Annotated in this window: 18 protein-coding genes and 4 pseudogenes; 17 read left to right on the top strand and 5 right to left on the bottom strand. The window is 59.8% G+C overall.

What is annotated here, in order from left to right:
* Nucleotides 1-583 precede the first annotated feature (583 nt).
* A pseudogene (locus tag OKW44_RS16660) lies at nucleotides 584-719 on the bottom strand (IS701 family transposase); the annotation flags it as partial.
* A 485-nt stretch (nucleotides 720-1204) separates the two neighbouring features.
* Between OKW44_RS16660 and OKW44_RS16655 the strand changes: the two are divergent.
* Entirely contained in the window at nucleotides 1205-2503 is a 1299-nt protein-coding gene (locus OKW44_RS16655) for a cytochrome P450 (protein WP_026226300.1), read from the top strand.
* Between the two features lie 166 nt (nucleotides 2504-2669).
* Here the strand turns inward: OKW44_RS16655 and OKW44_RS16650 are convergent.
* A pseudogene (locus OKW44_RS16650) lies at nucleotides 2670-3153 on the bottom strand (IS110 family transposase); the annotation flags it as partial.
* 296 nt (nucleotides 3154-3449) lie between these two features.
* On the opposite strand from OKW44_RS16650, the gene OKW44_RS16645 reads away from it, so the two are divergent.
* A complete protein-coding gene (locus tag OKW44_RS16645; RefSeq protein ID WP_239499217.1) occupies nucleotides 3450-4520 on the top strand; it encodes a porin in 1071 nt (356 codons plus the stop codon).
* Between the two features lie 286 nt (nucleotides 4521-4806).
* On the opposite strand, the pseudogene OKW44_RS16640 reads toward OKW44_RS16645, so the two are convergent.
* A pseudogene (locus tag OKW44_RS16640) lies at nucleotides 4807-5984 on the bottom strand (IS3 family transposase).
* 493 nt (nucleotides 5985-6477) lie between these two features.
* Between OKW44_RS16640 and OKW44_RS16635 the strand changes: the two are divergent.
* From OKW44_RS16635 to OKW44_RS16585, 11 genes and pseudogenes are all read left to right on the top strand, one after another.
* Nucleotides 6478-7800, top strand: a complete 1323-nt coding sequence (locus OKW44_RS16635; protein ID WP_018423250.1) for a lysine N(6)-hydroxylase/L-ornithine N(5)-oxygenase family protein — start codon at nucleotides 6478-6480, stop codon at nucleotides 7798-7800.
* 4 nt (nucleotides 7801-7804) lie between these two features.
* On the top strand, nucleotides 7805-9046 hold the full coding sequence (locus OKW44_RS16630) for an MFS transporter (RefSeq protein ID WP_018423251.1): 1242 nt from the start codon (nucleotides 7805-7807) through the stop codon (nucleotides 9044-9046).
* A 40-nt stretch (nucleotides 9047-9086) separates the two neighbouring features.
* Nucleotides 9087-9866 (top strand): phytanoyl-CoA dioxygenase family protein, encoded by a 780-nt coding sequence (locus OKW44_RS16625; RefSeq protein WP_018423252.1) that lies wholly within the window; start codon nucleotides 9087-9089, stop codon nucleotides 9864-9866.
* 16 nt (nucleotides 9867-9882) lie between these two features.
* Nucleotides 9883-10218 (top strand): cupin domain-containing protein, encoded by a 336-nt coding sequence (locus tag OKW44_RS16620; protein ID WP_018423253.1) that lies wholly within the window; start codon nucleotides 9883-9885, stop codon nucleotides 10216-10218.
* A 1-nt stretch (nucleotide 10219) separates the two neighbouring features.
* Nucleotides 10220-11803, top strand: a complete 1584-nt coding sequence (locus OKW44_RS16615; protein ID WP_026226304.1) for a class I tRNA ligase family protein — start codon at nucleotides 10220-10222, stop codon at nucleotides 11801-11803.
* Between the two features lie 18 nt (nucleotides 11804-11821).
* The gene (locus OKW44_RS16610) at nucleotides 11822-12979 is read left to right on the top strand and encodes an aminotransferase-like domain-containing protein (RefSeq protein WP_018423256.1); all 1158 of its coding nucleotides are present in this window, start codon (nucleotides 11822-11824) and stop codon (nucleotides 12977-12979) included.
* 472 nt (nucleotides 12980-13451) lie between these two features.
* Entirely contained in the window at nucleotides 13452-13877 is a 426-nt protein-coding gene (tnpA, locus tag OKW44_RS16605; RefSeq protein ID WP_239499218.1) for an IS66-like element accessory protein TnpA, read from the top strand.
* A gap of 516 nt (nucleotides 13878-14393) precedes the next feature.
* Nucleotides 14394-15710, top strand: coding sequence for an IS701 family transposase (locus OKW44_RS16600; RefSeq protein ID WP_018423258.1), 1317 nt, complete (start codon nucleotides 14394-14396; stop codon nucleotides 15708-15710).
* 473 nt (nucleotides 15711-16183) lie between these two features.
* Entirely contained in the window at nucleotides 16184-16987 is an 804-nt protein-coding gene (locus OKW44_RS16595) for a DUF72 domain-containing protein (protein ID WP_026226306.1), read from the top strand.
* A gap of 649 nt (nucleotides 16988-17636) precedes the next feature.
* Nucleotides 17637-18308, top strand: a pseudogene (locus tag OKW44_RS16590) (DUF72 domain-containing protein); the annotation flags it as partial.
* Between the two features lie 263 nt (nucleotides 18309-18571).
* Nucleotides 18572-19690 carry a 3-deoxy-7-phosphoheptulonate synthase gene (locus tag OKW44_RS16585; protein WP_018423261.1) on the top strand — a complete coding sequence of 373 codons (1119 nt, stop codon included), beginning with the start codon at nucleotides 18572-18574 and terminating at the stop codon, nucleotides 19688-19690.
* Between the two features lie 244 nt (nucleotides 19691-19934).
* Here OKW44_RS16585 and OKW44_RS16580 read toward each other — a convergent pair whose 3' ends face one another.
* Nucleotides 19935-20213 carry an HU family DNA-binding protein gene (locus OKW44_RS16580; RefSeq protein ID WP_013092091.1) on the bottom strand — a complete coding sequence of 93 codons (279 nt, stop codon included), beginning with the start codon at nucleotides 20211-20213 and terminating at the stop codon, nucleotides 19935-19937.
* A 349-nt stretch (nucleotides 20214-20562) separates the two neighbouring features.
* On the opposite strand from OKW44_RS16580, the gene OKW44_RS16575 reads away from it, so the two are divergent.
* Nucleotides 20563-20946 carry a hypothetical protein gene (locus tag OKW44_RS16575; protein WP_018423262.1) on the top strand — a complete coding sequence of 128 codons (384 nt, stop codon included), beginning with the start codon at nucleotides 20563-20565 and terminating at the stop codon, nucleotides 20944-20946.
* Between the two features lie 242 nt (nucleotides 20947-21188).
* Nucleotides 21189-23162: a putative bifunctional diguanylate cyclase/phosphodiesterase gene (locus tag OKW44_RS16570; RefSeq protein ID WP_026226307.1), complete on the top strand. Its 1974-nt coding sequence runs from the start codon at nucleotides 21189-21191 to the stop codon at nucleotides 23160-23162.
* 4 nt (nucleotides 23163-23166) lie between these two features.
* Here OKW44_RS16570 and OKW44_RS16565 read toward each other — a convergent pair whose 3' ends face one another.
* Nucleotides 23167-23901: a DUF899 family protein gene (locus OKW44_RS16565; protein WP_018423264.1), complete on the bottom strand. Its 735-nt coding sequence runs from the start codon at nucleotides 23899-23901 to the stop codon at nucleotides 23167-23169.
* 286 nt (nucleotides 23902-24187) lie between these two features.
* On the opposite strand from OKW44_RS16565, the gene OKW44_RS16560 reads away from it, so the two are divergent.
* Both OKW44_RS16560 and OKW44_RS16555 read left to right on the top strand, forming a co-directional pair.
* Nucleotides 24188-25135 (top strand): LysR substrate-binding domain-containing protein, encoded by a 948-nt coding sequence (locus OKW44_RS16560; RefSeq protein WP_018423265.1) that lies wholly within the window; start codon nucleotides 24188-24190, stop codon nucleotides 25133-25135.
* An 82-nt stretch (nucleotides 25136-25217) separates the two neighbouring features.
* Nucleotides 25218-26498, top strand: a complete 1281-nt coding sequence (locus OKW44_RS16555) for an MFS transporter (protein WP_018423266.1) — start codon at nucleotides 25218-25220, stop codon at nucleotides 26496-26498.
* The last annotated feature ends 20 nt before the right edge of the window (nucleotides 26499-26518 follow it).

Genomic DNA, 26518 nt, shown 5'->3' with positions numbered 1-26518 from the left:
ATAGGACCTAGCTTGCTCCGACGATTTCTCACCGGGGTGAGGAGGGCTTCTCCAGTTACTTAGCGTGTCCTTGTCATCGTGCCGTCGCTTACACCCCACCGAAGTGAAGTAGCCGTATCGGTCAGATTTCGGCTACCCATGCTGCCTTCGCCTACACAGTGAGGGCTCGGCCTTCGGGTCTATTATTTTCGAGGCCACATCCACGTTCATCTTCATTACGGCCCGATGACTCGCACGTCCCCCAAGGAGACGGACGTCGATAGGCTTCAGAGTCTTGGTTTCCCGCCACCCTGCTATCCAAGCTACGGAGCTTCTGACTTCTACCCCGGCAGGTCTATCTCCTGCTGAACACACCAGCCTTAGCTGGCCGCACACTGTGTCATATAATTAGTTATGCAGTTTATTTCTGCACAGGAAGAGTGCCATCTTTGTATGAGGCGTAGTCCAAGCAGGATACGCAACGTGTAACGAAATCAGGAACGTGGCGTTGTGCGCGCTGGACTGCCCCCGTGGGATGCAATCCGGGGACGGACAGGCAGCGTGCGTTCAAGGAAGTTTTTTTATCGTTTGCATCTGATCCTATCCTGAGTCGCTGAGCCAGCATAAGCCCATGTGCGGTGATACTTAGTCTGGCGTGGTTGAAAGCCACGCCAGTCGCGCCCCTCGTAATGGCCGAGCGCGAACTCCTGTTTCAGGTCCTAATAGTCGCGCTCGATGCGTCAGCGCATCTTGGTCACGAACACAAACTGCCCAAGCTTCGCCTCCTCTGGGGCCGGCTCAGATTGTTGCGTACTGACCCGACAAACAGTAGCCCTCAAGGACCACCTGAGCGATCACTTAACCAAGAAGAGTTGACATAGATTAAGGGTACACAGGGAGACCGCGGATAGTATGAAGGAATACGACGGGCGAATATCGACGTCCGTCACGCCAGTTCATCCACATTTACCGATGCGAACGCTGCAGTGCCTACGCCAATGGGGGACTGATCTGCAGATATCGGATGACAGCAAGCTCTATACATGAATGCTACTTCGAAGCCCGTGGAAAGGATCTCAGTACACGCGAGAGAGCGGCCCTTCAAAAGTTGAGACCAGTTATTGAGTCCGCGGGGGAGCCCAATAGCGGAATGGGGCGGGAAGAGGCGCCCTTCTCTTGCCTAGACGGTGCTGCCCGTCCACCAACAAACCGCACTATCAATATCATGAGCATGCCAAATTACGACCTACCGAAAGACATAGCAAACCATCTGGTTGATCCGCAGTCCTATACCAACCTCAATCGTCTCCATGAAACCTATACTTGGGCGCGTGCAAACAACCCTGTCGGGCGCGCAATGGCGGACGGACATGATCCGTTCTGGGTGGTCACGAAACACGCCGACGTCTCCATGATCTCACGAGACAATGTCTTGTTCCGCAACGGAGACTATTCTGTCGTCTGCAGGCCAAGAGCGTCGATCGAGCATGTCATTTCCATCACCGGTACTCCAAACATCGTCCGATCACTCGTGCACGTCGACGGCGACGAGCACAAGAGTCTACGTGCGCTGACACAGTCGTGGTTCATGCCGAACAGCATTCTCGAGCTTGACGACCGCATTCGATCGCTGGCAAATATGACGATCGCGAAGCTGTTGCATCACAGCGGGCAAGAGATCGATTTTGCGAATGACTTTGCATTGCATTTCCCACTGAACGTGATCATGGATATTCTCGGCGTTCCGCAGGAAGATTCCCTGCGCATGTTGACGCTGACTCAGGAGATGTTCGGAAGCGAGGATGCCGAATACAAGCGCGAAGCGCAGCGCCAAGGCGATGCGAGCGGTGCGATGGGCAGGGCTCTGCTGTCCATTGTGGCCGACTTCAAGGATTATTTCGACCGCCTGACCGAAGACCGCCGGAAGAACCCACGTAACGATATCGCAAGCTTGCTGGCCAACGCGGTTATCAATGGACAGCCTATCGATGAAGCGACCCGTCTTGGCTATTACGTGATCATCGCCGCAGCAGGACATGATACGGTTTCGTCGTCCATATCGGTCGCAATGTGGGCGTTGAGCCGCTTCCCTGAGCTACTGCCGCGACTACAGGCGGATCGTTCGCTGATTCCGCAGTTTATCGACGAAACCCTTCGCTACGCATCGCCGGTGCGTCATTTCATGCGTACAGCGACTGCCGACACCAACGTCCGGGGTCGGACAATCCGCAAGGGCGATTGGCTGATGCTCTGCTATGGCTCGGCAAATCGTGACGAGCAAGTCTTCCCTGAGCCGTTCGCATTTAATATCGACCGCAAACCGAACCGGCATCTCGCTTTCGGCGTCGGCGCCCACGTGTGCTTGGGTCAGCATCTCGCGAACATGGAAATGCGCGTCTTTTTTGAGGAACTGGTCCCGAGGTTGCGGCTTGTTGAGCCGGCGGGCGAAATCGAATTCGTTGCGTCCAGCTTCGTGAGCGGCCCGAAGCATCTTCCAGTTCGTTGCGTGGTGCATCCGCATTGAGCCACCGGAGCCTGTAGTTGGAGTGAACCCTTGAGGCTCGGCCTTCACTGCGGAACTTACCAGCCGCCTCGTACGGGCCCCGGCATGAAGCCGCATATGAGCTCGGGCTTGACGATGAACCGAGCGTCCTCTTTCCGCACCTCTGCATGCAGCGTGGGTTGAGGCGGCCGCACAGCATGGTGATTTCGGCGAGCAGTACGTCAGCCAGTCGGAGGCAGCGCAGTGTAAGCGGCATTGAGCGTGCGGCTATAGCAATGACAGCGGCATCGCGCGCATCAATCTTGGCATTGCCATCGAGCAAGGTCGGCAATGCCGGCGCAAAGCCAGGCTGGCAAGGATGCGACTAGGACACGAAGGACAGGAGCGACTGCCACGGACAATGCTTCGATGGTGAGGGTGATCTACGACGAACAAAAGTTCACCGAACGTCTTCAGTTCAGAGATGAGTGCACAGCTTGGCCTCATCGGCTGGCCAGCGCTTTGCTGTACCAACGCTTTCGGGTTCGGCCGAGGGCTACCGGGTGATGGTGACCTTGCCTACGTCAACGCTCATGAATGGGTCGACTAAGCGATGTTGTTGGCCTTTCATGCATCGAGGGCTTCGCACGTTGCACGGCTCGGTCTGCAACATCGGCGGCAGGTCTCCGTATTCACGTACCGGATGGCCTAACGATGTTCCGGGTGAACTCCTACTAGCGATCACCTGCCCCACCAAGCCCGGTGCCCCCGGCTCACGACTGCAACTTGAAGAATCATGCCGGGCCTAGATTCCCAATTCTCAATTATCGAGGCGTGAAGATAGTAACGGAGTGCGCATGGCACAGATTTGTGCTGTTACTCCATAACTCCATTTTCTGTCGGATTTGTTCGATGACCACGATATTGGCTCATCAGAAGCAAAAAGAGATTTGGCTTCCAAATGATAAAATCGGTATACGCAGTGGTGATGGGAGTATTTTTTGGATTAGCGTGCGATTCAAGCCAAGCGCAGAGTGGCGTTACGCTATATGGAGCATTAGATGTTCTCATTGATATCTCAAATCAGGGCAGAGGAACCTTAACTAAAATGTCGAATGGCGGCACGTTCGGATCGCGACTTGGCCTTATGGGTAGCCAAGTCTTGGGCAACGGTTACAAAGCTATTTTCAGACTTGAGAGTGGTTTCGCGCCTAATGCCGGCACCATACAGCAGGGCGGTGCACTTTTCGGCCGGCAAGCGTATATTGGCTTCGAAGGTCCTGAAGGGACTTTAACTTTTGGTCGTCAATACTCGCCAGAGTTTCTTGCTATGAGTGACAACGACGTTTTTTTGGGAGGCTTAGGAGGGAGCATCTGGGGCGTTGATCGTACTTTGCCTAATGGTACCGTCCAAGCTACGCTCCTTACCGCGGTCATTACGTGCCGCGTTAATAGTTCCGTTCTCTACTCATCTCCGAAAATTTATGGATTCTCGGTTGGGTTGATGTACGGTCTCGGCGGTGTTGCGAAATCTACAAGTGGCAGAACAACTTTTAGCGGAGCAATCAATTACACCAATGGCCCCGCAACGTTTCATGCCGGATATGTCTATCAGAGAGACGCATTGGATCAGGGATATTACAAAGCATGGGGTGTCGGCGGTAACTATGGGGTTGGGCCGGTAAGGGTGTATCTCGGATACACTAAAGATGACTATTCAATCATAACTGGCGCAGCATCGTTGAATAATTCGTTGCGGTATGCAATTGCCAATCTTGGGGCGAGCTACCAAATCACCCGCTCGACCGTATTAATGGCACAAGTTATCAAATTGATTGACTCCTCGAATGGAATTACTCAGACAAAAAACTCGTACATTGTAGGACTAGGTGTTTTTTATGCTCTTTTGAAAAACACCAATATATATATCGGGTATGCACAAACAAAAAATAGAAATGGGTCCGCTTACACGTTGGGGCAAGCCCTATATTACGGGGAACCGGCATACCCCAACTCCACGGCACGCGTGTTTAGATTCGGAATGCGAACGACCTTCTAGATTGAAGTTGAAAATCCGCAGCTAGTTAGTCGAGCCTGAACAATCCGGCGAGCCTTATATGACATGGCTTTGGGGCCGAAATGGTGTTGTGGGAATTGCGGGAACCTGGCATTGACGCGTAAATCCTGCATTTTTCGACGAGGTGCAGATGGTCCAAAGACGCCTCTGCCGGAACAAGATTTCTCCGGCAGCCGCTGCGAGAGCAGATCAGCCTGAAGCACCCGTTGGTGCGACTCGCCGACCTGATCAACTTTGAGGTCTGTCGGAATTCGTGGACGCCAACGGGTTAAGCAGCGGTTTTAATCAAATGGAATCGCTGCGTGAAAACGGCCGGCGACAGATAGTCCAGGCGCGCCTGTGTGCGCTGCCGGTTGTAAAAGATTTCGATGTATTCCGTGATCTCGTTGCGGACCTGATTGCGGGTCGCGAACTTGCGATGATAGACGAGTTCATTTTTCAGTGAGCCCCAGAATGATTCAATTGGTGCGTTATCGAAACAATTTCCGCGTCTGCGCATTGATGCCTGCATGCCGGACTGTTTGAGGAGCTTCTGATAGGCATGGGCGCAGTACTGACTGCCGCGGTCCGTATGCTGTATTAGACCGGCCGGTGATCAGTGCGACGCGACGGCACGAAACAGCGCCCGCATTACCAGCTGTTTTGTCATGCGCTCGCTCATCGCATAGCCGACTACTTCTCCGCTAAACAGGTCCTTGGGGCCGGCCAGATACAGCCATCCCTCATCGATCGCGACGTAAGTGATGTCACCACGCCAAGCCTGATTCGAAGCGCTCGCACGGAAGTCCTGGTCCAGTATATCCGGAGCGACTGGCAGGTCGTGCGTTGAATTGGTCGTCGCCTTGAACTTGCGTTTTTTCTTGCAGCGCAGGCCGAGCTTCGTGCGCAAACGCATGATGCGGTGAACACCAATCTGGACGCCGTGGTGCGCCAAATCGTTCTGTAGCCGTTCCGGGCCAAAGGTTTCTCGCGTCCGCTCGTGAGCTGCACGCACCTGTGCTTCGAATCGACGCTCTTGCTGAGCGTGTAACGACAGCGGCCGTTTGCGCCAGGCATACTAGCAACTGATGGACACGCCCATGAACCGGCACATTGAACGCACTGGATATTGCTGTCGCATCTGTTCAGTTACGCCGTACTTCACCGCGACTCCGTCGCGAAGTACGTTGCGAACTTTTTTAACAGATCCCGCTCCATTTTTACTTCGGCCAATTCCCGCTTGACCCGCCCCGGCTCGGCCTCGACCTCTGTCAGTGGTCTCTGATGCTGCCCAACATCCTCCAGCTTGCCGTCCTTTGCAGCACGAACCCAGTTTGCTAACGTCTTCATCGAAATTGACAATTGACACGCGGCTTCGGACACGCCGAGGCCATCGGCTATTACCAGCTTTACTGCTTCTTCACGAAATTCCTTCGTGTACACAGCCTTGGGATTCGGTTCAACAATGCCTCCATTCCTCAATTTTACGGAATGTTGGTGTCCACTTCTTTCAACCGGCCTCACCATCGCACGACGCGATTGATGACGATCGCCGGGAGCGATGACCACGATAGACCGATCCGATGTTCTGAGTCCCGGATGTTATCCGAACCACTGAGCAACGTGACAACTCCCTTTGGACTGCGGGTGATCCGGCGGCTGAATCCGACAACGCCGCGTGGACAATTGACGCACCGCAAGGTTTGCGTATGTTCAAAGTGTTCAGCGTCCCAATTCCTCGTATGATTCACTCAGGCGGCCCGAGGTAATGTCAAACCAAGCATAGTGCTGGTCAGAATGCCATGAGGAACAAAAGCGATCGTCATCTACGGCTTTCGTTTTCCTGCAGCGGGCATCGGCTACGCAGTACGCCGGCACCACCGCCTAAATCTTAGTCCACGGGAATTGCGCTGCACTATATCGGTTGGCCAATTCCCCTCTAACGGCGGAACAAGTTCCTATGGACATGCTAGACGTCATCGGTATTGGTATCGGACCGTTCAATCTAAGCCTCGCGGCGCTCATTCAGCCCACCGGTTTGCGAGCGCTTTTCTTTGAGAAGCGCGTAAAATTCTCCTGGCATCCGGGGCTCATGCTGCCCCAAAGTCAACTCCAGGTGTCGCCGCTCAAGGATTGTGTGACCCTGGTGAATCCCACAAGCCCATATTCCTTTCTCAACTATCTCGCTGTGCATCGACGCCTGTACAGCTTCGTGAATAAAGGTGGAAACAGCACGTCGCGACGTGAGTTCACCCACTATTACCAATGGGTCGCGCAATGCCTGGACACGCTTCGATTCGGCGAGGAGGTGATCGATATCAGGCCTTGCAATAAGGGATATTACGTGACCACTACCGCGCGCACATATCATGCGCGCGCAGTAGTGGTCGGGGTCGGCGTCGAACCCAAGGTGCCGGCATGTGCGCGGCAGGTGGTTGGCGAGACGGTCTATCACGTAGACGACTACCTTAACCGGAAACCGTTCAGCGAAGACGAACATGTGCTGGTGGTGGGCGGCGGACAGAGCGGCGCGGAAGTCGTCGAGCACATGCTGACCGAGTCAGGTCCCGACAAGATCACTTGGGCGACGTCGCGCGCCAATCTGTTTGCGATGGACGACAACGCATTTGTCAATGAAGCATACACGCCCAGTTATAGCCAACGCTTTCACACGCTGCCGATCCAGCGGCGCCGGGCCATTGTCGAAAGCGAGAAGCTCACCAGCGACGGCATCTCCGCCAGCCTGTGCAACCGGCTCTATGAAGCGTTGTACGAACGCAGCGTCCATGGCACGCTAGCCGACTGCTTTCGTCTGTTGCCTTCGGTGACAATGGACGAGATCACACGCCGCAGCGGTCGCTGGCATATCGGGTTGACCTCGCTCGTCACGTCGCAGCGCAACGGCATAAGCGCGGACAGAATCATCCTGGCAACCGGTTTTCAGCCGCGCCATTTGCCATTCGTTCAGAAACTGCTCGACGGAGCAAGCCGTGAAGACGGTCTGCCAACGCTCGATCCCGATTACGCCGTGCACTTCGATGCGCCAATGCCCGGTCCCGTGTATCTGCAAAACCAAAGCCGCGTGCAGCATGGCCTGCAAAGCGTCAATCTTTCGCTGGTCGCGTACAGGAACAGCCGCATCATCAACAGTCTGCTAGGTCGTGCGTTCTATCCGGATGTTCCGGACCGGCAACTGCTCGACAGCCTTAAAGATCAGGAGACTGAAGCAGGATCGATACTGTGCGACGCGCCTCAGGCCTCGCGTCACCCGGCAGTGGCGTAAGCGCATGACTGGCTCCTCCATTTATCTATCGACTGGCGAGCGTGCGATCTCACACGCCGAGCACTTGCCGGCATCCCTCCAAATACGGGCGTTCATTCCGTTTCTGATCGCGTCACTGGTGATCGCTGCTTCGTACGGGACGAGTTTTCTCCTGCCCGAGTACCTGCAATCCCTGGGCATGAAGAGCGATGTCGCCGGCGCCGTGATTTCGAGCGGCATGGTCTCGACCATGATCTGCTGCTGCGTGGCTGGGCGCATAGCCCAGCGTATCGGTGTCATGCCGACCATCGCGCTGGCCTCGCTCGTCACGGCAGGCAGCATGCTCTGCTTCGCCGCTGCGCCAATGGACATTCGTGCCGTCTATGCAGGCGGTTTGCTGTTGGGCGCTGGGTGGTCCGTGTTCTTTATACTCGCGCCGCTGCAAATCATCCATCATCTGGCCCCCAACGCGCGGATCCAGTACCTGACCTTCGTCTCCGGCACGCAAATGGCCGGCCTAGGCATGGCGGCGCCTTTGAGCCGCCTGATCGCCCACCATACCGGCTCGATCGCGCTGGCCTACCTTCTGTTCGCTGCGGCATGCGCGGTGGCGGCAGTCTGCGTCAAGATCGCCAACGAGGCGATGAGCGATAGGTCGTGTTTGCCGATGACGCGCGTGGCCATTACCGCGACCGATACGTTGGCCCTGCTCAGGGCACGAACAGCAGTGCCGATCGCAATGATCGCACTGGCAGCCTGTGTCTTCGCCGGGCTGGCGACTTACCAGACACCCTATGCCGTCTCGCGTAACCTCAGGCCAGACCTGTTCTTCCTGACGTTCACGATAACCAGCGTGGCACTGCGCTTGTCGCTCGCGAGAACCATGGGACGCATCAAGCCCGCGCGACTGGCGCTCGCATTGTTTTTGCTGACCGGCGCCTCGCTCGTACTGTTCCTGTTGAACCGCGGCAGCACGACGCTTTATATCGTCGCTACCGCGCTGTTCGCCACGGGCTACGGACTGAGCTACTCGACCCTGAACGGCATGGCCGTGAACCTCGCAGGAGACCACGGCGTTTCGGTGGCGGTGACTTCGCAAATCTGTACGCTTGCCTATTTCATCGGTCTGTTCGGATGCCCTTTCCTATGTGGCGACCTGATTCACGTTTTCGGCGCCGATGCAATGCTCGTCGTCCTGCTAGGCGCCGTACTCGCCAATGTGGTGCTACTCGGCGTCATGCGCATGAAGGCGCATTTCGCCGCCTGACTTCTCCTTGAAAACTCCGTTCTTTAACGAGGTGGTTCGTATGCTGAATGAAACGCAAAAATCCAAGTGGCGCGAAGATGGATATCTAAAAGTAGAGGGCTTTTTCGATCCGGTCACCCGCGAAAAGATTTCTGCTCTGGTCAACGATGTCTCGCGCTGGGAAATCAGCGACAACAAATGGATGATGTGGTTCGAGAAGACCGAGGACGACCGCAGGATCGTTTCAAAGATAGAGAACTTTTTGGACTTCAACAACGAGCTGCGCGACCTGTTGCTGGCCGACAAGCGCATCCAGACGGCCGTCGAATCGCTTCTCGGTGAAGATACCCGCATGCTCAAGGAACTGCTCATCTTCAAGTACCCGGACAGCGGCGGGTATCGTCCGCATCAGGACATCTATCACATCCCGCACAACATTCCTGAACGCATGGTGCATGCCGTGGTCGCCATCGGCGTCGACGATTCCGATCCGGACAACGGCGGCCTGTTCTTCAGTCCGGGCAACCATCAGAAAGGTGTGTTTCCGATGGACGCCGGCGGCGTGATTCATCCGGAGGTGGCCGAGACGTTCAAGTGGGAACCCGTGCCCTGGAAGGCCGGCGACATCTTCGTCTTCGACGACTACGCGCCGCACTATTCGCAGCCCAACAAAAGCAACCGTTCGCGTCGCACGCTCTATCTGGTGTTCCAGCGCGCCTCAACTGGTGGCCCCACGCGTACGGAATACAACAAACTGAAGCGTGCCTACAACCCACCCGAAGGCAAGGAATCGGATATCCACGATCTGAAGCCGCCAAATGGCATTTTCTATCGCACCTAATGTAATTCACCGGAGGATGTGCGTGTACACAAAGCAGATTGACCAATCCATGATGCGGCCAGAATACGGCGTTCTTGTTTGCCGGCTGCTCGAACATCTGCCCACTGGCCTGACAACGGCGTTCGGCACGTCGATTGTTGAGGTCGTGCCGGCGGGCGCTGTCAATCTGCACTCCCATTCCGAGCATGAAGTGTGGATACTCATTTCAGGCAAGGGAGTCTTCGAGGTGAATGGTCAGGCGCGGCCAGTCGCAGATTCAACGCTGCTCTATATCGAGCCGAATGAGGAGCACGCGATTCGCAATGCCGATCCGGCGGCGAGCCTGAAATTTCTATCGATATGGTGGGACTAACGTGAACACATGCACTTTTTTCGTTTGCCCCGCACCGCCCTGCCCGAACGGCAAACTGCATCTAGGCCATATTGGCGGGGTCTATCTGCTCACCGATCTTTTCGTTCGCTTTCAACGCATGAGAGGTCACCGCGCCTACCACGTCACAGGTGCGGACGAGCATGGCACCTACACAGTAGTGAAGGCGCGCAAGCTCGGTCGCCCGATTGACGAAGTCGCGCAGTTGCATATTGACGAGATAATGGATTGCTTGCGGGCAATGCACATCGAGCCCGATGTCCTCATCAGAACAACGGACGCTACGCACAAGCAGAACAGTCTGAAGATCTTTCGCGAGCTGGAAGCTGCAGGCTACATTGATGTGCGTGATGGCCATCAACTCTACTGCGAAAACTGTGACGAGTTCGTGGCCGATTCGCTTGCCGTCGGCCTCTGCCCCGCGTGCGATGCGTCCACCGACAGCAACTTGTGCGAAAACTGCGGTTTGGCGCAACAGCACTCGAAGTTGCGAGCGCCAGTCCACACGTCGTGCGGCAAACCGCTATCGCTTCGCCCCATCGAACAGGCGGTTTTCGACATCCCTCGCATGGCAGCCATGCTTGACGATGCGATCAAGGGGAGTGAATGGGATCAAACGATCCAGCGTAAAGCGCGTGCATGGTTGCGTGACGAATTGCGGCCGCTGCCTATGTCGCGCATTTTCGACCGGGGTGTGACACTTGAAGCACCCGCGAAGATTGCGGGGCAAACGTTGATGACGTGGTTCGAAGGGCTTTGGTGTTTCGAGACGGGGATCCGCTTGCAGTGCGCACGCGACGAGGTCAACTACGACACCGTGATGCGCGACCCTGATACACGCCTCCTGTTTTTCATGGGCCAGGATAACCGCTTCTACTACACCATCGGCGTGACTGGCAGCCTGCTTGCGCGCGGCTATCCTCTTCCGGCAAATCATTCGATACAGGACTTCTACAAATTGGAGGGCGAGAAATTCTCGACCAGCCGCGACCATGCACTCTGGGCAGATGAAGTATCCCGGCAGGTCGACCCGAGTGTGTTGCGCTATGCGCTCGCTCGGATTGCCAAGCCGTTCGACACCAACAATAACGATTTCCAGATCGGCGAACTGATCCGGTCGGCTTCGCACATCCTTGCGTGGGAAAGCGCCCTCCGCCGCGATTCACTGCACTCGGCGAATGTCGATGGAAGCGGTCTTACGCCGGCGCACGACGACATAGTCCAACGTTATATCACCGCGATGGACCAGGTACGTTTCTGGAACGCCCTCGATCTGATTGACGAATACTTCGTCGCGACGGGCTTCGGCACGAGCCCGGAAACGTGGCGGCCGGTGCACGTATCCGTCTTTCTGAGCATGCTCCATCCCGTGATGCCAGTGCTGGCCGAACGCTATGGAAACGTGTTCTTTGGCGAGAATTGGACACCGGCACTCGGCGCAAACGCCACGCTATTGGCTACGCCTCCCAGAGCGACGGCCGAATTTCCGCCGTTCGGAATGCCGATTGCCGACTCGTTCATCCGCCAATATCAATCGCGCTTCCAGCGCGCCGTCGATGCCGCGTAACCAACGATGGAGCCAGTCATGTCGATGCGCAGTCGCACTTCGCTCAGTTATGGGATATTCGACTACACCTCAGGCAAGGACACAGTCAACTTCGCCTATGGGCTTCCCGATCCTTTGACGTTCGCCCGCCTGCAATGGCCGGACCCGCTTACCGTCGAGACGGGCGTCAGCATCTCCGACCTACCGCAGTACACCGACGCCTTTGGCCTTCCCGAACTGCGCGGACAGCTTGGCCAAAGGTACCGGATGGCGCGTGGCAATGTCATTCTGACGAACGGCGCTTCACAAGCCCTGCAACTGCTCGCCGATGCTTTTATCGACCCAGGAGACGTCGTGCTGACCGAGGACCCGTCCTATCTCGGCGCGTTGCGCATTTTCTCTATTGCGGGCGCGACGGTGGTTCAAGTAGGTGCGGATTCCTCGGGCGTCGACCTCGATCTGCTCGAACAAGCATTGCTGCACGCAAAGGGGCGAGCCAAGTTGTACTACACCACTCCGGCGTTCCACAATCCGACCGGACGATACTTTGCACACCGGCATATGGTCGAGGTGGAGGCTCTACTGTCCCGCAACGGCGTGCGGCTGGTGCAGGACCTGGTTTATAGCGAGTTGCCCTATGATGGCGGGTCACCCGAGATTCTGGAGGCGGGTGGTAACATCATCAATGTGCATAGCTTCTCCAAAGTCTTAGGCCCCGGGCTTCGCGTAGGCTGGGTGCTGGCCGAGCCGGAAATTGTCGACCGCCTAGCCCGCCTGAAATGCGATGGAGGTGTGAGTCCCATTGTCAGCAATATGGCGCTCGCCTTATTGCAGTCGTCGTCTTTGGACGCTCACGTCGAGCACCTTAGAACGCACTACCGGGGCAAGCGCGACGCAATGCATAGGCTGTTACAGGCCTGCCGATTCTGCAAACCGGATTACGAGATTCCGAGTGGTGGATTTTCGTTCTGGGTCTCGCTTGCCGAAGGCGTCGATTCCGCCGAATTGGTCGGCGAAGTGCGCCGGAAGCACAATGTCATACTCGTCGAAGGAAAGCACCATGGACCGAGCGGTGCAGCCCGTTCACGCTTAAGCTTCAGTTATCTCCAGCCGCGTTTGATCGAGCGCGGCTTGGCTCAGATAGACGATGCGCATGCGAGCCTTCTGACATCGCCGCGCTTTAAGCGGCGTGGCTAGAGAATGCCAAGTACTACGGATAGTCGGTGCGAGATGTACAAGCGTAGGCCAAGCGAAGACATCCACTGCGCCGCCCTCTACCGCAAACAACTCGACGAACGCTTTTCGGCATGGCACTACGTCACTGATTTCGCTCAGGATCCGTCCGTTATATAGGCAGACACCCCCTTCGCGCGTGTCTCGGAACCCTCAACGTGACAACCTCAGTACATTCTGCGTTCGGTTCGGCAATTGATTTACCGCAATAGTCAATTCCTGTGCGTTCGGTACGGTCAGCACGGCATCGCTCTGCGGTCGATATCAACATCAAGACCTACCCGATGTGAACGGTACGGGATTCCGACCAAAATCGAAACAGGATAGCAAGCGAAGAAACTGCTGATCGTATGTAAGCGTCTTGCAGTGGCCGTTCTGGCGTGTTGATTGAGGTTTTGGGTAGTTTGGTATCCGCCAAATTATGGTGGATACCAAAGTGGACAAGACGTGGGGCGATGGCGCCGCAGACGGCGCATATAAGCGGCCGAACTTTCCGACCGAGTTCAAACGGCAACTGGTTGAACAATCTTTTGAGCCGGGCGCGTCGGTGGCGTTGATCGCGCGCAGCAACGACATCAATGCGAACCTGTTGTTCAAATGGCGACGGCATTATCTGGCAGGAGAGTACGGTTTGCCAACGCTGCCTGAGGGCGCAACGCTGAGGCGGGCAACGGAGGTGCCGTCGCTGTTGCCTCTGGATGTTGTCGCTGAGGCGGCAGAACATACGCCACCGATGGCAGTCGATACAGCACGGTTGCCAGAGAATCTTTGCGAGATCGAGTTCGACCGTGCACGCTTGAGAGTTCGCGGCAACGTGTCACCGGACATGCTGCGGCTGCTGATCCGGGAGCTATCCCGATGATCGGCTTGCCGGCAGGCACTCGCATCTGGATCGCGGAGCCAGCGGTTTCTACGTATCACGGACGAGCGGGCAATTGCCGAGAAGCGGATAAGGTCCTGCGTGTGTTCAACCATCCCACTGTTCCACCGCCAAAACAAGCCGGTACGCGAGATAGCAGGCATCGGGATGCATGTCACGCAGCACTGAAGGCGACAGGCAATGAGTGGTCTTGGCGGCAAGGTATCCGTCGTCACAGGCGGAATTGGCAAAGGAATCTCATTGCAACTCACCGCTCGTGGGGCGACGGTCGCGTTCAGAGGGCGGAGCGCATCGAAAGCTGAAGCCATCCTTCGAAATGCGGCAAATCGACGTCACTGGGGACCGCCTTTCCGGCAAAAGGTCCAGCGGGCACTTCGCGACTCACCCGAGGCCGCGAAGCTTTTGCCCTCAGCCTGTTAGTCTTACTGTGTCACAAAATTCATTTGCAGCAAGGTGATACCTGGTAGTATTAAATAATACAGACTTCGGGCGATCACGATGAGTGGAGATGTCGACGAATTTGACGCGTATCTGAATCATCTGGGGCAGGCGTTAGGGCACGCCGATCGCCATGCCGGCCTCAAGGGTTACTGTTCGGGCTTGGTGTTGCCGCTGTCGCGCAAGAGCGTCGAGCCGATGGCCGCGCACATTGATCCACTTCACGCGAGCGCGACGCACCAGTCGCTCCACCACTTTGTGGCCAAGGCAGACTGGTCTGACTGTGCGGTATTGCAGCGGGTACGCGAATGGGTGATGCCCGCGTTAGACGCGCACGCTGCGGAAGAGACCGGCTACTACTGGATTATCGACGACACCGGTTTTCCAAAGAAGGGACGTCATTCGGTTGGTGTGGCACGTCAGTACTGCGGGCAGCTCGGCAAACAGGACAACTGTCAGGTCGCCGTGAGCCTGTCGATCGCGATACAACGCGGCAGTTTGCCGATTGCCTGGCAACTGTATGTCCCCAAAGAATGGATTGACGACCGGGAACGTGCCCGTCGCGCTGGCATTCCCGACGATCTGGCTTTCGAGACCAAGCCGCAGATTGCGCTGGCCCAGCTTCGCGAGGCTATGGCATCCGGCATTGCACCGGGCATCGTGCTGGCCGATGCCGGATACGGCGACGAAACTGCTTTCCGGGACGGGATAACTGAACTGGGTTTGCTGTATTCAGTAGGGATCCGGCCGGGCACCTCGGTGTGGGCACCCGGTACGGCGCCGCTGCCTCCTAAACCCTGGAGCGGGCGCGGCAGGCCACCGGCGCTGTTGCGCCGTGCGCCTGGCCATGAACCGATCGCCGTGAAGGAACTGGCCATGCAATTACCCGTGAACGCCTGGCAAGCCGTAACCTGGCGCGAAGGCAGCAACGCAGCACTTTCGTCTCGCTTTGCCGCTGTACGGGTTCGTCCCGCACATCGCGACTATTGGCGAAGCACCGTTCGCGACGAAGAATGGCTGCTTGTTGAATGGCCTGATGGCGATACGGAGCCGCTCAAATACTTTCTCACTACCGCCCCCGGGGAGGCAACACTTGAGCAGCTTGTGTTCGTGACCAAAATGCGCTGGCGCATCGAGCGCGACTATCAGGACCTGAAACAGGAGTTCGGGCTCGGTCATTACGAAGGGCGAGGCTGGCGTGGCTTTCACCACCACGCCACACTGAGTATCGCTGCGTATGGGTTTCTGATGGCTCAGCGACTCAGAATGCAATCAGATGGACGCGATAAAAAAAACTTCCTTGAACGCGCGCTGTCTGCCCTTCCCCCGGATTACATCCCCCGGGGTAGTCCAGCGCGCTCAACGCCACGTTCCTGATTCCCTTACTACGTTGCGTATCCTGCTTGGAATGCGGCTCATGCAACGATGGCTCTCTTCCCGAGCGGCAGATAGATTCCCGACTTATTTTGTGACACAGTAAGATTAGTGTCTTTGGCTGGATTGAACTCACGACGCTCGCGAGAGTTCTCCTCGCGCTTACTGCGCGATCGCGCCATTCCAGCTCCCGCACCGATGTCTGCAGGCTTCTGCCTCCCCGCCCGGCTCCGGGCAGGCCTCACGCTCGCGGTCGTTTTCCACAATGTTCCGCGCCCGCCCCCGTCATTACCAGCGACGCATGATCGGGTAGGCTGCTACTAGCAGACAGGCGTGGGTGTTGTCCGCTACCATTGGCGAGACAGCTGTAATAACGACCCGCAGGTCATGCCTGCATGGACGCACGGTACAGCTATTAAGTTGGAATCGATACCTGAGCGCCCCGAGGCAACCCGGAGCTACGAGGAAAACCGCATATGGCGACACGCACAAAACCGCGAATCCGGGTTGGCGTTGGAGGCTGGACCTATGGCCCATGGCGCGGGGTGTTTTATCCGCCGGATCTGACGCAAAAGCGCGAGCTCGAATACGCGAGCCGCCAGCTGACGACCATCGAAATTAATGGGACCTTCTATGGCTTGCAGAAACCCGAGAGCTATATGAAGTGGCGCGACGAGACGCCTGACGATTTTGTATTTGCGCTCAAGGCGCCGCGCTACGCGACCAACCGGCGTGTGCTGGCCGAGGCCGGCGACAGTATCGAACGCTTCTTCGACAGTGGCCTCGTGCATCTGAAACAAAAACTCGGTCCGATCAACTGGCAGTTCGCCACAACCAAGCAATTCGACGCAGACGACTTCGAAGCGTTTCTGGCGTTGCTGCCCAGGAAGCTCGACGGACTCACGCTAAGGCATGCCGTCGAAGTTCGACACGAGAGTTTCCGCAACGAAGTCTTTGTCGCGCTGGCGCGCAAATATGGCGTGGCGATCGTACTCGCAGGCGATAGCCATTATCCGCAGATCGCCAATCTCACCGCACCCTTTGTGTATGCGCGCATCATGGGGACGTCCGAAAAGCAGGCCCAAGGTTATTCGAAGAAGGCGCTCGATGCGTGGGCCGAGCGCGCACGCCAGCTTGCCGCAGGCACCATTCCTGAAGATATCGAACCCGTCGGGGCCAAGGCAGCCGCAAAAAGCGCGCGCGATGTTTACCTCTACGTGATCAGCGGCTTCAAGGAACGCAACCCAGACGCGGCAAAAGCCATCATCGAGCGCCTGTGACAGGCTAAAGTTGAGCGATATGCGTACGCGTTGATCGTATTGCGAGCAGAACCCGAGGCGCACGCAACGAAAAAGTGCGAAGCCCGCAAAGGCTTCGCTCTCAAGCTGGCGCGTCACAGCATTAGCAACTTCGGTCCAGCAGCCAATTTTTCCTCCAGTGGCTGCTTCGAGTAAATCCAAACAGCGCTTTCGGTTCGGAGCTATGTACTCATCCAAATGGGTAGCGAACTTCCACCGTTGCCTTCGGTGAATGGCCGGACTAAAACAGTGTCCCGTCGTACCCATCCTGGTCGACGAGCGTCCGCCCTGTCCGTACTTCAGTCGTTGTGCGCGCAACTACCACTGTCAGCTTCTCTTGAAGTTTGTTCTCTCTTGAGGTTTGTTCGACGTCTGCCCATGTCCGTGGGCTCGTGGGGCTGGCGCCGGCATCTGCGGGCAGGCGTTGAATAAACCTCAAGATGACGCGACCTCCGTCCCAACGATTTCAATCCTCTCCCCTCAATCTTTATCGGCCTCCGGTGCAGTCTGCAGCGACATACGGTATGGCTGTTGAGACTGGAATCGGCGCTGGAACGCAGCTGGGTAGCCAAGTGGGTAGCCGCACTGCTAGCTCTGCGATACCAGCCTTATCTGGCAGGCCTTACAAGATTCCCCCGAGATCAACGGCACGTTCTATGGTTTGCAGAAGCCGGCCAGCTACGAGAAGTGGTATCAGGAAACGCCCGACGATTTCGTGTTCTCGCTGAAAGCGCCGCGTTACGCGACCAACCGCAAGGTGCTCGCCGAAGCGGGCGACACGATCGAGCGATTCTTCGCAAGCGGCGTGCTGCTGCTCAAGCAGAAGCTCGGGCCCATCAACTGGCAGTTCGCGCCGACCAAAAAATTCGACGCCGACGATTTCGAGGCCTTTCTGAAGCTGCTGCCCGCGAGCATCGAAGGACAGAAGCTGCGGCACGCGGTCGAGGTTCGTCACGAGTCGTTCAGGACACCGGACTTCATCGCGCTGGCGCGCAAGTACAAGGTCGCAGTCGTGCTCGCGGCCGACAGCGAGTATCCGCAGATCGCCGACATCACCGGGCCGTTCGTCTACGCGCGCATCATGGGCACGAGCGAAAAGCAAGCCAATGGCTATTCGACGAAAGCGCTCGACGCATGGGCCGAACGCGCGCGCCAGCTCGCCGCGGGCATCACGCCCGACGATCTCGAGACCTGCGCGGAGCCGCCCGCGAAGGCCGCCACGCGCGACGTCTATCTGTATGTGATCAGCGGCTTCAAGGAGCGCAATCCGGCCGCCGCGATGGCGTTGCTCGAGAAGCTCTGAATCCGCCGCGCCGCCTGCCCGCCGGTCCGCCCGCCATGAGGCCGGCGCGGGTGTCATAATCGCGCCAGCGCATCCGTGCGCGGTCGCGTCGGCTTCGCGTCAAGCCCGACGCAAGACCTTGCGTCAAACCTTGCCCGAGGCACGCAGCGACCCAACCCGCACGGTCCACGTCAAACCCACGCGGCGCCCGCGCGCCCTCATCGCGGCGGCGCTCGCATAATCAGGCGGCAAGGCCGCCTCATCAACCGATTGCGGAGAACATCTTGAGCGCCCTCGACAATCCCCTGCACGATCAGGAAGTCGGCTCGGCCGACGCCACCCAGGACACCACGCGCATCGACGACGTGCGCATCGGCGCGGTCCGTCCGCTGATTTCCCCCGCGCTGCTGCAGGACGAACTGCCGGTGCCGCCCGCGGTGCAGTCGCTGGTCGAGAAGACTCGCGTCGAAATCGCCGACATTCTGCACAGCCGCGACGACCGGCTCGTGCTGATCGTCGGCCCCTGTTCGATTCACGATCACGACCAGGCGATCGAGTACGCACGCAAGCTGAAGGCCGCCACCGATCATTACCGGGACGATCTGCTGATCGTGATGCGCGTGTACTTCGAGAAACCGCGCACGACGGTGGGCTGGAAAGGCTACATCAACGATCCGCGTCTGGACGGCAGCTTCCGCATCAACGAAGGCCTGCGTCTCGCCCGGCAATTGCTGCTCGACATCAACGGTCTGGGCTTGCCCACGGCGACCGAGTTTCTCGACCTGTTGAGCCCGCAATACATCGCCGATCTGATCGCGTGGGGTGCGATCGGCGCGCGCACGACCGAGAGCCAGAGTCATCGTCAGCTTGCGTCGGGCCTGAGCTGCCCGATCGGCTTCAAGAACGGCACCGACGGCGGCGTGCAGATCGCCGCCGACGCGATCGTCGCGGCGCGTGCGAGCCACGCGTTCATGGGCATGACGAAAATGGGCATGGCCGCGATCTTCGAAACACGCGGCAACGACGACGCGCACGTGATCCTGCGCGGCGGCAAGAAAGGGCCGAACTACGACAGCGCGTCGGTGCAGGCGACCTGTGAAGCGCTGAGTTCAGCGGGTCTGCGCGAGCAGGTGATGATCGACTGCTCCCATGCGAACTCGAACAAATCGCACTTGCGGCAGATCGAGGTCGCGGACGATATCGCGCGACAACTGTCGGAGCGCGAGCGCCGCATTGTCGGTGTGATGCTCGAAAGTCATCTGGAAGAAGGCCGTCAGGATCTGAAGGCCGGTGTGCCGTTGCGTTATGGCGTATCGATCACGGATGCCTGCGTGAGCTGGGCGCAGACCGAACCGGTGCTCGCCACGCTCGCCGAGGCAACCCGCAAGCGTCGCGCGGGCTGACGGGGCAACGCACGGACCGCCCGATCGCGATGGCCGCGACGGGTCCGCTCTAGACTCAATCGAAGCCGGTCGAGCCCACGAACGCCTGGCTCAAGGAGCCAGACACACGCGCCGCACCAGCTGCCGGCGAATCGCCTGGCCGGGTGGGGCAGCGCGTGATCCTCACGCCCGACGCATCACTCACGCGCGCCTCACAGCGGGGCTGCGGAGCGCACCGCGAATGCTCCGGCGTGAAGCGCGTTGCTTACGACGCGTTGACGGCTTCCTTGAACGCCTTGCCTGCGGTGAACTTCACCGTCTTGGCCGCGGCGATCTGGATCTCTTCGCCCGTCGACGGATTGCGGCCCACGCGTGCCGCGCGCGCGCCGGTCGAGAACGAACCGAAACCGACCAGTTGCACCGTATCGCCGCTCACCACGGCCTTGGTCACTGCCTCGACGATCGCGTCGATGGTCTGGCCGGTTGCCGCTTTGCTTTCGCCCGTCGCTGCGGCGACTGCATCAATCAGTTCCTGTTTGTTCATAGCACTTCCCGTATGGTAATCATGGAACCGGCGCCCTGTGAGGCGCCGGGACCGACACACTAACGCATAGGCGCACCTTCGCGCAAACCCTTGGTGTAAGGCTTGTATCAAGGCAGAGGCGCCGGTTTGACGTTTTTGCGCCCCAAACTGCCATAAGAATCGCGAGCTTATGCGCGCGCGCCGCCTTATGAGCGTTCGCCGCGCATCACAATCCGTTGCAATTTCAGTACTTTAGGTCGCGTTACGCGATCCCGCGCCGCCTTCCCGATGACGATAGCCCTTTTCGCGATGCGCGGGCGCGCCATTTGCAATACACGTCACGGGTTAACTATCGGCAAGACATAAAGAAGTGAGAATTCGCCACTTTGCAACATGCGCGCTGCTCGCCGCGTTGTCGTCGGCGGCGGCCGCGGCCGACGACAACGCGTGCGCGACCCTCGTCGGTGCGACGAACTCCAGCGCCGCGCAGAGCTTCTCGCTACGCGACGGCGAACTGGTCGACTTCGTTGGCGGCGGAAAAACGGTGCACGGCAAGCTGCTCGTGTTCAGCGACGGCGACGTGTTTCGCGCGTACTGGCAGCCGGATGACAGCCCGGAAAAATACGTGCTCGCGAATGCTGGCGCCGACGCGGTCCGGCTCGTCTCGGCCGCGCCGCGCGGCACACCCGCGCCGGCCGGACTGCCCGGCACCGCCATGCGGCCGCAGCGGGTGCTGTCGTGCCCCACACTTTGAGCATGCGCGAAGGCCGCCATTTGCTCGCGTCTCGCGATCGGCATCCGGCACAAACGTCTGGTTCCAGCGCCGCCAACGCGCGCCGCCAGGTAGTACTTACCGCCCGACGATCCGTAAGCGCGCAGCCGGGTTCACAGCCCCTGGACTGCGATGCTCCGTTAGCCCCTCGGAGCGCTCAAGTTAATCAGCCTCGCGCCGATATAAACAGCTGCGTTTAACGCGCAAACGTTAAAGGGATGGCGATGGATTGGCTTGCGAGATTGAAGAAGGTACTGTCGGTCGCCGAGGGTGACCGGGAGCTGATGCGTGCGCAGTTGCACGCGTTCGGCCGCCAGGTACCGCTTCTCTACTTCATCCTGCTCGTCAACACGGCGGCGGTGGCGGCGACGCATCTGGACAGCGCGCCGGCCTGGCTGTCGATGTATGTGCCCGGCACGCTCGGCGCGCTGTGTGTGTATCGCTGCGTGCGCTGGTGGCGCAAACGCAACCATAAGATGATGGACGCTCAGGCGGTCCGCGAGTTGCGCAGCGTGACATGGATCGTCGGCGTGTTCGGCGTCGCGTTCAGCGGCTGGTCGGTGCTGCTGTTTCCGTACGGCACCGCCTACCAGCAGGCGCAGGTCGCGTTCTATATGGCGACGACGCTGGTCGGCAGCATGTTCTGCCTGATCCATCTGCGCAAGCCCGCGCTTCTGCTGCTTTGCATCGTCATCCTGAGTTTCTCCGGGTTCCTCGTGTCGAGCGGCTCGCCGGTGTTCTTCGCGATGGCCGTCGACATGGCGCTGGTCGGCGTCGCGCTCGCGGTGGTCATCCAGCTTTACTGGCGCACGTTTGCAGACGCGGTGCACGCGCAACGCGAACTGCAGGCAAGCCAGCACAACACCCAACGGCTCAGCGACGACAACTACCGGCTCGCCAACATCGACAGTCTGACCGGCCTGCCGAACCGGCGCAGTTTCTTCGCGGCGCTGAGCGCGATATCGGAGCAGGCGCTCGAAACCGGTGGCGGCTTCAATGTCGGTCTCATCGATCTGGACGGCTTCAAGCAGGTCAACGACATTTACGGTCACGCGAGCGGCGACCTCGTGCTGCAGGAAGTCGGCACGCGGCTCGTGTTGATCGGCGAAACGGGCCTGATGTTCGCGCGTCTGGGCGGCGATGAATTCGGCGTGCTCGTGCGCCACAAGGTGTCGAACGAAGCGCTGGTCGAGTTGGGGCAGCGTATCTGCGATGCGCTCAGCCAGCCTTATCAAGTCGCCGACAATGTCGCGGAGCTGTCGGGCACGATCGGCTGGGCCGCGTTTCCCGACGCGGGCTCGACGGTCGCGCAGGTGTTCGAACGCGCCGACGCCGCGCTCTACGTCGGCAAGGAAAACCGCCGCGGCATGCCGGTGATTTTCTCGACCGAACACGAAACGCAGATGCGGCGTCTAAGCCTCGTCACGCAGGAGCTGCGCCATGCGGACCTGGAAGCGGAACTGTTCCTCGAGTTCCAGCCGATCTACGATCTGCTCACGCGCCGGCCGATCGGCCTCGAAGCGCTCGGGCGATGGCACAACGCGCGGCTCGGCATGGTCAGGCCGGAGGAATTCATTCGGATTGCAGAGCGGACCGAGCTGATCCTCGGCATCACCGACGTGCTGCTGCGCCAGGCGCTCGCCGAGGTCGCGCACTGGCCCGCCGATCTGTATCTGTCGTTCAACCTGTCCGCGATCGATATCTCGACGTCGGCGCGCGCGCGCCGCCTGATCGACATCGTCGCGGCAAGCGGCGTGTCGCCGCATCGCGTGACGTTCGAAATGACCGAAACCGCGTTGACGCGCGATTTCGGGCAGGCGCACAGCGCGATGACGATGCTGAAGCAGGCCGGCTGCCGGCTGTCGCTCGACGATTTCGGCACCGGCTATTCGAGCCTCAGCTACGTGCATCGGCTGCCATTCGACGCGATCAAGATCGACCGCAGCTTCGTGAGCGACGTCGATGCCAACAGCGCCTCGAAGAAGATCATCAAATCCGTGATCGACCTATGCCGCAACCTCGGGCTCGAATGCGTGGTGGAGGGACTCGAAACGCCGTTGCAGTCCCAGGTCGTGAAGGCGCTCGGCGCGCGCGCGGTGCAGGGCTATCTGTTCAGCCTGCCGATGCGGGCGAGCGCGGTCGGCACGTTTCTGTGGACCGCGCTCGCCCAGAGCCGCGCGGCGGAGACCCATCTGTAGCGCTCTATCGCTCCATGGCAGCGCCGCTCAATACGCCAGCTGGATACCAGTCGGTGCCACGGCCGCCCGGCGTCATGTCGAGGATCGTCCACAACGGCATCGGATCGGGCGCGCCGCGCGGATCCTGTCCGGGGTCCGACGTCGACGGCCCCATCTCCTCGGCCCAGAAGTGCCGCACGACGCCGCCCGTGCGCGTGAATACGTTCAGCGCGGGAAGGTCGTCGCCGGCGGGATCTTCGGCCGCGTAATCGCGATTGAACGTGTTGCCGCCCGACGAATACAGCCGCAGATGCCGCCAGCCGCGCTCCTGCTTGAACGCGACGAGCCTGTCGATCGGCGAGCGGCCGATCACCGCGAACGCGACGCGCTGCAGGATATCGGGCATTTCGCCGTCCCACGCGCTCAGTAGCGACGTGCACATCGGGCACGGCCGCGCGCGTTGCGGTCCGAACATCCAGTTGTAGGTCACGAGCGTGTCGTGCGCGCCGAACATCTGCGATAGCGTGACCGGGCCCGCTTCGCCGTCGAAGCGGTAATCCTCCGGCACGACGCCGCCCGCCGGCAGCGCGCGACGCTGCGCGGCGACACGCTCGATCTGGCGGCGCAGCTCGATCTCCTCGGCGAGCAACGCGTTGCGCGCGAGTCGATATTCGGGGCTCTCGCCGGGAAAGCGCGAGGGCAAGTCGGCCAGTTCGCGGGCCGGTTTCAGCGTATGCATCGAAGTGTTTGCGTCGTTCATCAGTCATCTCCTTGTGAGAAATCGTCAGAAAAACGGACGGTAGACGAGCAGGCATCGTCGCTTTGCCGCCCTTCCTGTAGGGACGACGAACGAGGCTGCGGAGAATCGACAGGCCTCGCCATGATTTTGCAGCGGCGGCTTTTTGCGGCGATTTTGCCGGCGGTTTGACCACCCGCTCGCCAGGCGCCGGCGCAAGGTATGCTTGCGCCAAACAGCAAGCTCGTTACACCCGCCAACACCACCCGGCACACGCGCCACGCACGACGCGGCGCCTTGGGGAACGCACATGCCGCTTCGTCTGCCACCCCTGCCCGCGCTTCGCTTTTTCGAAGCGGCCGGCAGGCATCAAAGTTTCAAGCTCGCCGCCGCCGAGCTGAACGTCACGCCGAGCGCGATCAGTCACGGCATCGTCGGACTCGAGGGAGCGCTCGGCGTCGAACTGTTCGTGCGCGAGCCGCGCGGCATCTCGCTAACGGCGATTGGCGCGGATTATCTGTCGTACGTCTCCGAGGCGTTTTCGCTGATCGCGATCGGCACGCAACGTCTGCCCAATCATCGCGCGGATCGGCCAATCGCGCTCAGTTGCGCGCCGACCTTCGCGTCGCGCTGGCTGCTGCCGCGCCTCGCCGGTTTTCGCGCGCGCTGGCCGCATGTCGTCGTGAGCGTGGACACGTCGCGTCGCCAGGTCGGCTTTCCGGTCGACGGCTTCGACTTTGCGATCCGCATGAGTCGCGCGCCGGTCGCCGGCACGGCATGGACGCGCCTGTTCGGCGAGCGCTTCGTGCCCGTGTGCGGCCCTGCTTATCTGGAAACGCTGCGCGACGAGCACGGCGTCCCGAGCCTGCGACGCGCGACGCTGATTCACGTGAACGCCGCGAGTGAAGACTGGCAGGCGTGGCTCGACGCGACCGGTACCGGCGGCATCGATACAGGCGGCGGCTTGCACGTCGACACGATCCAGCTCGCCTTCGAAGCGGCCAGCATGGGCCTCGGCGTCGCGCTCGGCCGCAGGCCGCTGGTCGACGGCGATCTGGCGAGCGGCGCGCTGGTCGAGGCTTGCGCGGCCACCGTCGCATCGACCACCGCGTACTGGCTGGTCAGCGCGGAGAATGCGGACAGCGCGATCCGGCGGCCCGAGCTCGCCGATTTCAAACGTTGGCTCGTCGACGAGGCGGCGGCCTTCGACGCGCATGCGGACGCGGCGGCGGACGACGACATAGCAACGCATAGGTGAGTCACGCTCACCTGTCGCCGAAATCTTTTCCTTTGCCGGCTGCGCGGCGGGCTGCGACGATGGTGGCCAAGGAGGAGCCGCCATGTCGACGACCCATAGCAAGCAACCCGCCCCCGCCCTGGCTCCCGCGACGACCGTCACCGCGACGCTCGTGATCGTTGCCGGTGCGCTGATCCTGAGCGCCGCGATGGGCATCCGCCAGACCTTCGGCCTGTTCATCGGCCCGTTCTCGTTCGACCGCGGTCTGCCGGTCACGCTGATCGCTTTCGCGATCGCGTTGCACAACCTCGTGTGGGGCTTCGCGCAGCCGTTCGCGGGCGCGGCCGCGGATCGCTATGGCTCGGCGCCGGTCGTCGCGTTCGGCGCGTCGACGTTCGCGGCCGGCCTTGCGCTGTCGGCGGTCGCCCCGAGCGGTGCGCTGCTGGTGATCGGCATGGGATTGCTGGTCGGCATCGGCGTGAGCTGCACGACCTTCGGCGTGGTGTTGCCGGCGGTCGGCCGCGTTGCGTCGCCGGAGAAGCGCAGCGTCGCGATGGGGCTCGTCAGCGCCGGCGGCTCCGCCGGACAGGTGCTGATGGTGCCGCTCGTACAAGCCATCCGGCTGCATTCGGGCATCGCGACATCGCTATTCGTGCTCGCTTTCGCCATGCTGCTGATCGCGCCGCTCGGCATCGTGCTCGACCGGCGTGCGCCGATCCACGCGACGGCTCAGGCGCGGTTCGAGGACGTGCCCGCGGCGCCGCTGCGCGAGGTTCTGTCACAAGCGATGCGCCATCGCGGCTACCGCTTGCTGACGCTCGGCTTCTTCACCTGCGGCTTTCAGCTCGCGTTCATCGCGACGCATCTGCCCGAGTATCTGACGCTGTGTCATATGCCGATCGGGCTGGGCGCGACCGCGCTTGCGCTGATCGGCCTGTTCAACATGGCGGGCAGTTGGGCATGTGGTTGGCTCGGCGGCCGGTTCCGCCAACATCATGTGCTCGGCTGGCTTTATCTGATGCGCAGCGCGACGATCGCCGCATTCTTCGCGCTGCCGAAAAGCGCTGTCTCCGTGGTGATTTTCGCGGCGGTGATGGGCCTCACGTGGCTCGGCACCGTACCGTTGACGAGCGGGCTAGTCGCCAAGGTGTTCGGCACGCGTCACCTCGGCAGCCTGTTCGGCGTGTGCTTTCTGAGCCATCAGATCGGCTCGTTTCTCGGCGCGTGGCTCGGTGGCCTCGTGTTCGATCTGACGGGCTCGTACTCACTGCTATGGGTAGCGACGGTCGCGGCGGGATTGATCGCGGCACTGCTGCATTTCCCTATCGACGACACCGTGGTAGTGACGCCCGCGCGGCGTTCATCTCGCCCCGCGCAGGCGTGACGCGAATTGCCGAAAGAGAT

This window comes from Paraburkholderia lebeckiae (assembly GCF_050436325.1).
In the GTDB taxonomy this organism is placed as follows: Bacteria; Pseudomonadota; Gammaproteobacteria; order Burkholderiales; family Burkholderiaceae; genus Paraburkholderia; species Paraburkholderia tuberum.
The sequence above is the reverse complement of the archived record's forward strand: the minus strand, read 5'-3'. Positions and strand labels throughout refer to the sequence as shown.

Coding starts and splice junctions, on each gene's coding strand:
- OKW44_RS16655 (WP_026226300.1), top strand. CDS start 1,205: ATGAGCATGCCAAATTACGACCTACCGAAAGACATAGCAAACCATCTG.
- OKW44_RS16645 (WP_239499217.1), top strand. CDS start 3,450: ATGGGAGTATTTTTTGGATTAGCGTGCGATTCAAGCCAAGCGCAGAGT.
- OKW44_RS16635 (WP_018423250.1), top strand. CDS start 6,478: ATGGACATGCTAGACGTCATCGGTATTGGTATCGGACCGTTCAATCTA.
- OKW44_RS16630 (WP_018423251.1), top strand. CDS start 7,805: ATGACTGGCTCCTCCATTTATCTATCGACTGGCGAGCGTGCGATCTCA.
- OKW44_RS16625 (WP_018423252.1), top strand. CDS start 9,087: ATGCTGAATGAAACGCAAAAATCCAAGTGGCGCGAAGATGGATATCTA.
- OKW44_RS16620 (WP_018423253.1), top strand. CDS start 9,883: ATGTGCGTGTACACAAAGCAGATTGACCAATCCATGATGCGGCCAGAA.
- OKW44_RS16610 (WP_018423256.1), top strand. CDS start 11,822: ATGTCGATGCGCAGTCGCACTTCGCTCAGTTATGGGATATTCGACTAC.
- OKW44_RS16600 (WP_018423258.1), top strand. CDS start 14,394: ATGAGTGGAGATGTCGACGAATTTGACGCGTATCTGAATCATCTGGGG.
- OKW44_RS16595 (WP_026226306.1), top strand. CDS start 16,184: ATGGCGACACGCACAAAACCGCGAATCCGGGTTGGCGTTGGAGGCTGG.
- OKW44_RS16580 (WP_013092091.1), bottom strand. CDS start 20,213: ATGAACAAACAGGAACTGATTGATGCAGTCGCCGCAGCGACGGGCGAA.
- OKW44_RS16570 (WP_026226307.1), top strand. CDS start 21,189: ATGGATTGGCTTGCGAGATTGAAGAAGGTACTGTCGGTCGCCGAGGGT.
- OKW44_RS16565 (WP_018423264.1), bottom strand. CDS start 23,901: ATGAACGACGCAAACACTTCGATGCATACGCTGAAACCGGCCCGCGAA.
- OKW44_RS16560 (WP_018423265.1), top strand. CDS start 24,188: ATGCCGCTTCGTCTGCCACCCCTGCCCGCGCTTCGCTTTTTCGAAGCG.
- OKW44_RS16555 (WP_018423266.1), top strand. CDS start 25,218: ATGTCGACGACCCATAGCAAGCAACCCGCCCCCGCCCTGGCTCCCGCG.